Origin of the sequence: Streptomyces sp. NPDC029216 (genome assembly GCF_040648015.1) — a bacterium.
Lineage (GTDB): Bacteria > Actinomycetota > Actinomycetes > Streptomycetales > Streptomycetaceae > Streptomyces.
The window spans coordinates 1-5,962 of record NZ_JBEZWL010000245.1 but is presented as its reverse complement, the minus strand read 5'-3'; the positions used below and the strand labels follow the sequence as shown (position 1 = coordinate 5,962).

Below are 5,962 nucleotides of genomic sequence, written 5' to 3'. Positions count from 1 at the left end.
CGGCGCCCCCCGGCGCCCCGGGCCGGCCCGCGCCCCCCCCCCCCCCCCCCCCGGCCGGGTGGCGGACGGCCTAGCGGAAGTCGTCGTACGAGTCGCCCTCGTCCTGCTGTTCCTGCTGCTCCGGCTTCTGCTGCTCCGGCTTCTGCTGCTGGTCCGCCTGCGGCTGCTCCTGCTTGCGGGCCTGCTCGAAGACCACCGCGGCGGCGTGGAGGTCGCCGGCGCTCTCACCCGGCTGGAGCTTGGCGGCCGGCTCGCCCTGGCACTTCGCGTCCTCGAACAGCAGGGCCACCGACTCGGTCTCGTTCACCGCTTCGACGACGTTCGACGCCGCGGACGGCAGCGCGTGGCATTGGTCCGAGGCGGAGTCCTTGATCTGCGCGTTCTTCTCGGCGTTGTCCCGGTCCACGTACACGTAGTTGAGGGCCTGGCCGTCGTCGGCGAACGCCTGGGCTCCGGCGGGGAGGACCAGCGCGAGGGCTCCGGCGAGGGCGGCGGCGGTGGTGCGAAGACGCATGGGGGTTCCGTTCCTTCCATGGTGACGACACCGAACCGGTCGGCATCCGTGACGGAGCGTAGGGACGCCACCCGGTGCGGAAACGTTTTCCCTTGTGGCGCCATGCCCACTTTCACCGGCCCGGCGGTACGGGGGCTCCGGGGCGCCACCGCCACGGAGCCCCCGCGCCTCAAATGCCGAGCTGGGCCACCGTCAGCCGGGATACGGCCTCCTTCTCGCCCTCCAGGTCCACCGAGGCGGCGCTCTGCCGGCCGAAGCAGAACAGCGTCAGCTCACCCGGCTCGCCCGTCACCGTCACCACCGGCACGCCCTTGTGCGCCACCGCCGTACGCCCGTCCGGGCGGCGCAGCACCAGCCCCACCGGCGAGCGGCGCCCCGTCAGCCGGGCCAGCTTCTCCAGCCGGGACCAGAGCGCGTCCGAGAACACCGGGTCCAGCTCCCGCGGCGACCAGTCCGGCTGGGCCCGCCGCACGTCCTCCGCGTGCACGTAGAACTCCACCGCGTTCGCCGCCTCGTCCACCTGCTTCAGCGCGTACAGCGACAGCTTCGGCGGGCCGGTGCGGATCAGCTGGATGAGCTCCTCGTACGGCTTCGCCGCGTACTCGGCCATCGCCCGGTCGAGGCGGTCCTTGAGCACGTTCAGCAGCAGACCGCCCGCCGCGTCCGGCCGGCGCTCGCGCACCACCACGTGCGCCGCCAGCTCCCGGCAGGTCCAGCCGGCGCACAGCGTCGGGGCCTGCGGCCCGGCGGCCTCCAACAGGTCGGCCAGCAGCAGCCGTTCACGCTTCGCATGGGTAGACATACCAGCCAGCCTACGGCCGGGACCCACCGGCGGCTGCCCATCAGGCGGACGGAGATCCATAACGGGTACCGCGGCGCGGCACAATGGGGCCCATGAGTACGTCCCCCCTCGACCCCGCCGTCGCCGCCCGCCTCAAGCGCTCCGCGGACGGCCTGGTCCCGGCCATCGCCCAGCAGTACGACACCGGCGAGGTGCTCATGCTCGGCTGGATGGACGACGAGGCCCTGCACCGCACCCTCACCACCGGCCGCTGCACCTACTGGTCCCGCAGCCGCCAGGAGTACTGGGTCAAGGGCGACACCTCCGGCCACTACCAGCACGTGAAGTCCGTCGCCCTCGACTGCGACGCCGACACCGTGCTCGTCAAGGTCGACCAGGTCGGGGCCGCCTGCCACACCGGCGCGCGCACCTGCTTCGACGCCGATGTCCTGCTCAGCGACGCCGACTAGCCAGTTAGGGTCCCACCCCATGGATCTCGACACCTTCCGCAAGCTCGCGGCAGACCGCCGTGTCATCCCCGTCAGCCGCCGGCTGCTCGCCGACGGGGACACCCCGGTCGGGCTGTACCGGAAGCTGGCCGCCGAGCGCCCCGGCACCTTCCTGCTGGAGTCCGCCGAGAACGGCCGCTCCTGGTCCCGCTACTCCTTCGTCGGGGTGCGCAGCGACGCCACCCTCACGGTCAAGGACGGCGAGGCCCACTGGATCGGCACCCCGCCCGTCGGCGTGCCCGTGGACGGAGACCCGCTGGAGGCGCTGCGGGCCACCGTCGAGGCCCTCCACACTCCCCCTACGCCTGGCGGCGTGGGAGGTACCCCCACGCGAGACCTGGCGGGCGGCATGCCCCCCTTCACCGGCGGCATGGTCGGCTACCTGGGCTACGACATCGTCCGCCGGCTGGAGCGCATCGGCGACCACACCGAGGACGACCTCAAGCTCCCCGAGCTCACCATGCTGCTCACCTCCGACCTGGCGGTCCTCGACCACTGGGACGGCACGGTCCAGCTCATCGCCAACGCGATCAACCACAACGACCTCGACACGGGCGTGGACGAGGCCTACGCGGACGCCGTGGCCCGGCTCGACGCGATGGAGGCCGACCTCGCGCGGCCCGCCCCCTACGCGCCCGCCGCGCTGCCCGAATCCGAGCTGCCGCCCTTCGACGCCCTGTGGGGCGGCGAGAAGTACCAGGCGGCCGTCGAGGACGTCAAGGAGCGCATCCGGGCCGGCGAGGCCTTCCAGGTGGTGCCCTCACAGCGGTTCGAGACCCCCTGCGAGGCCTCCGCGCTGGACGTCTACCGCGTCCTGCGGGCCACCAACCCGTCCCCGTACATGTACCTCTTCCGCTTCGAGAACGGCTTCGACGTGGTCGGGTCCAGCCCCGAGGCGCTGGTGAAGGTCGAGGACGGGCGGGCCATGGTCCACCCCATCGCCGGCACCCGGCACCGCGGCGCCACCCCGCAGGAGGACAACGACCTCGCCGAGGAGCTGCTGGCCGACCCCAAGGAGCGCGCCGAGCACCTGATGCTCGTCGACCTCGGCCGCAACGACCTCGGCCGGGTCTGCGAGCCGGGCTCCGTGGAGGTCGTCGACTTCATGTCGATCGAGCGGTACTCGCACGTCATGCACATCGTCTCCACGGTCACCGGGCGGGTCGCCGAGGGGAAGACCGCCTTCGACGTGCTCACCGCCTGCTTCCCGGCCGGCACCCTCTCGGGCGCGCCCAAGCCGCGCGCCATGCAGATCATCGAGGAGCTGGAGCCCTCCCGCCGGGGCCTGTACGGCGGCTGCGTCGGCTACCTCGACTTCGCCGGGGACTCCGACACGGCCATCGCCATCCGCACCGCGCTGCTGCGCGACGGGACGGCGTACGTCCAGGCCGGGGCCGGCGTGGTCGCCGATTCGGTGCCCGAGCTGGAGGACCGGGAGTGCCGGAACAAGGCCGCGGCCGTGCTCCGCGCCGTGGGAGCGGCGAACCGCCTCCACCGGGGCTGAGGGCGTAGGGGATAGTGGGGTACGTGAGTGCCGTACCCCTGTCCCGGAACGCCGAAGCCCCCGAGAGCAGCACCGGCCGCCGCACGGTGGCCGTCGCCCTGCTGCTCGGCGCGCTCGGCGCCACCGTCGTCCTGCTCGCCTCCGGCCGCGTATGGGCCCGGGGCAGCGCCGCCGTCGGGGGCGGTTCGCTCCCGCTGACCGCCGACGGGCGGGCCGTCACCGGCCTCCCGGCGGCCCTGGCCATCGTCGGCCTCGCCGCCCTGGTCGCGGTGTTCGCCGTACGGGGCCCGGGCCGGCTGGTGGTCTCCGGGCTGCTCGCGCTGAGCGGCCTGGGCGCGGCGCTGTCGGCGGTGGCCGCCGCCGACGACCGCCGGGCGCTGGACGAGCGGGCCGCCGTCGCGACCGCCGACACGGCCGCACGGGTGGTGGAGCTCAGCCATACGGCCTGGCCGTACATCACGGCCGCGGGCGCGGCCCTGATCCTGCTCGCCGGGCTGCTGGCGCTGCGCTTCGGCCGGAGCTGGCCCGCGATGGGGGGCCGCTACGAGCGTGACGGCAGCCCCCGCCGGCGTACTGCGGCGGCGGTGGACCCGGACCGGCCGGAGGACCTGTGGAAGGCTCTGGACCGGGGAGAGGACCCCACGGGCTGAGCCCCGGGCCGCGCCCGGCGTGCGGCTCACCCCCTGGAACGGGCCACCCGCCGGGAAATCCGCACGCCCCGTGCGGGACAATGACATCGAGCGTGCGAGACGTCACGCGCGACAGATCAACGAGGAGCAACTCATGGCGGGCACGAGCCACGGACACACCCCGGCCGCCTGGACCGGTGTCGTCATTTCCTTCATCGGTTTCTGCATCTCCGGCGCCTTCATGGTGCTGGCGAACCCGCTCGGGTTCTGGGCCGGGCTGGTCGTCGCCGCGCTCGGCGGTGTCGTCGGCCTCGCGATGAGGGCCGCGGGCATGGGCATGCCGAAGCCCGCCCACCGTGACCTCGCCGAGGTCATCGCCGCCAAGCAGCTCGCCGCCAAGGCCTGAACCGGCCCGGCATCCGAGGCGCACGAAAGGCGCGGCCCCGTCGGGCTGCGCCTTTTGTCATGAGCGGAGAGAATCAGCCGGTGGACGCCTCCAGTACTCCCCCCAGCCCGGCCGCCCCGACCTGGGGGCCGCCGCCCGCACCGGCCCCCGTACCGGCCCCCGTACCGGCTTCGCGGGCGCGGCGGCTGGCCGCTCCGGCGCTCACCCTGGCCGGGGCCGTGACGGCCTTCGCGTACGTGGGCGCCGTGGACCCGAACCAGCCCGGCCACTACCCGGTCTGCCCGCTGTTCCGGCTGACCGGCGTCCTGTGCCCCGGCTGCGGCGGGCTGCGCAGCGCGCACGCCTTCGCGCGGGGGGACCTGGTGACGGCCCTCGGTGACAACGCCGTGGCCGTCGCCGGATACCTGGTCTTCGCGGCCTTCACGGCGCTGTGGCTGGTGCGGGCCTTCCGGGGCGGTCCGGTGCCGCGGATCGTGCTGCGGCCGGCCTGGTGGTGGGCGATCGGGGCGCTGGTACTGACGTTCTCGATTGTCCGGAACCTACCGATCGGAGCCGCTTTGGCTCCCTGAGGCCCCGAGGCCTCGGCCGGGCGGCTGGAGGAACCCCATATTCCGAGTGTCCAGACCCTGGGACGCCGCGATGTCCGTGCGGAGGCCGTGGCGACCTGCGGATACCATTTGATTGCCGACCTTGCAGTGCTCCATGTCCGCAAGGCGGCCGACCGTCATCGACCCGGAAGGGGGCCGCTCGCGTGAGTGTGCTCGACGAGATCATCGAAGGGGTCCGCGAAGACCTTGCCGAACGGCAGTCCCGCGTGAGCCTCGACGAGCTCAAGGAGCGTGCCGCCAAGGCGCCCCAGGCCAAGGACGGCGTTGCGGCCCTGCGCGGCGACGGCGTCAAGGTGATCTGCGAGGTCAAGCGCTCCAGCCCCTCCAAGGGCGCGCTGGCCGCGATCGCCGATCCGGCCGGGCTCGCAGCCGACTACGAGGCGGGTGGTGCCGCGGTCATCTCGGTCCTCACCGAGCAGCGCCGTTTCGGCGGCTCGCTGGCCGACCTGGAGGCCGTCCGCGCCCGCGTCGACATCCCGATCCTGCGCAAGGACTTCATCGTCACGGCGTACCAGCTGTGGGAGGCCCGCGCCTACGGCGCCGACCTCGTGCTGCTGATCGTGGCGGCGCTGGACCAGGAAGCCCTCGTCTCCCTCATCGAGCGGGCCGAGTCCATCGGCCTCACCCCGCTCGTGGAGGTCCACGACGAGGAGGAGATCGAGCGGGCCGTCGCCGCCGGTGCCAAGATCATCGGCGTCAACGCGCGCAACCTCAAGGACCTCAAGGTCGACCGCTCCACTTTCGAGCGCGTCGTCGGAGAGATCCCGCCCCACATCGTGAAGGTCGCCGAGTCCGGCATCCGCGGACCCCACGACCTGATCGCCTACGCCAACGAGGGCGCCGACGCCGTCCTCGTCGGCGAGTCCCTGGTCACCGGCCGCGACCCGAAGGCGGCCGTCGCCGACCTCGTCGCCGCCGGCGCCCACCCCGCCCTGCGCCACGGCAGGAGCTGACCCCTCCGTGCCCACCGCCCGCCCCTCCGTCCGCACCCGCCCGGGCTCCGGCCCGGCC

General features: G+C 73.5%; 8 protein-coding genes. 6 read left to right on the top strand and 2 right to left on the bottom strand.

Annotated elements, in window-relative coordinates; all coding sequences use genetic code 11:
- Window positions 1–70 precede the first annotated feature (70 nt).
- Both AB0F18_RS38080 and AB0F18_RS38075 read right to left on the bottom strand, forming a co-directional pair.
- Window positions 71–514, bottom strand: coding sequence for a hypothetical protein (locus AB0F18_RS38080; protein ID WP_362069789.1), 444 nt, complete (start codon window positions 512–514; stop codon window positions 71–73).
- Between the two features lie 169 nt (window positions 515–683).
- On the bottom strand, window positions 684–1,316 hold the full coding sequence (locus AB0F18_RS38075; protein ID WP_362069786.1) for a TIGR03085 family metal-binding protein: 633 nt from the start codon (window positions 1,314–1,316) through the stop codon (window positions 684–686).
- A gap of 83 nt (window positions 1,317–1,399) precedes the next feature.
- Here AB0F18_RS38075 and hisI point away from each other — a divergent pair, with 83 nt between their 5' ends.
- The 6 genes from hisI to trpC all read left to right on the top strand — a co-directional run bounded on the left by hisI (window position 1,400) and on the right by trpC (window position 5,904).
- Window positions 1,400–1,765, top strand: a complete 366-nt coding sequence (gene hisI, locus AB0F18_RS38070) for a phosphoribosyl-AMP cyclohydrolase (RefSeq protein WP_079425998.1) — start codon at window positions 1,400–1,402, stop codon at window positions 1,763–1,765.
- Window positions 1,766–1,784: 19 nt separating this feature from the next.
- Window positions 1,785–3,308: an anthranilate synthase component I gene (locus AB0F18_RS38065; RefSeq protein WP_362069782.1), complete on the top strand. Its 1,524-nt coding sequence runs from the start codon at window positions 1,785–1,787 to the stop codon at window positions 3,306–3,308.
- Between the two features lie 14 nt (window positions 3,309–3,322).
- Window positions 3,323–3,958, top strand: coding sequence for a TIGR02234 family membrane protein (locus AB0F18_RS38060; protein WP_362069779.1), 636 nt, complete (start codon window positions 3,323–3,325; stop codon window positions 3,956–3,958).
- 133 nt (window positions 3,959–4,091) lie between these two features.
- Window positions 4,092–4,343, top strand: coding sequence for an HGxxPAAW family protein (locus tag AB0F18_RS38055; RefSeq protein WP_362069776.1), 252 nt, complete (start codon window positions 4,092–4,094; stop codon window positions 4,341–4,343).
- A gap of 59 nt (window positions 4,344–4,402) precedes the next feature.
- On the top strand, window positions 4,403–4,912 hold the full coding sequence (locus AB0F18_RS38050; protein ID WP_362069773.1) for a DUF2752 domain-containing protein: 510 nt from the start codon (window positions 4,403–4,405) through the stop codon (window positions 4,910–4,912).
- A 182-nt stretch (window positions 4,913–5,094) separates the two neighbouring features.
- Window positions 5,095–5,904, top strand: a complete 810-nt coding sequence (gene trpC, locus AB0F18_RS38045) for an indole-3-glycerol phosphate synthase TrpC (protein WP_362069770.1) — start codon at window positions 5,095–5,097, stop codon at window positions 5,902–5,904.
- Window positions 5,905–5,962 lie beyond the last annotated feature (58 nt).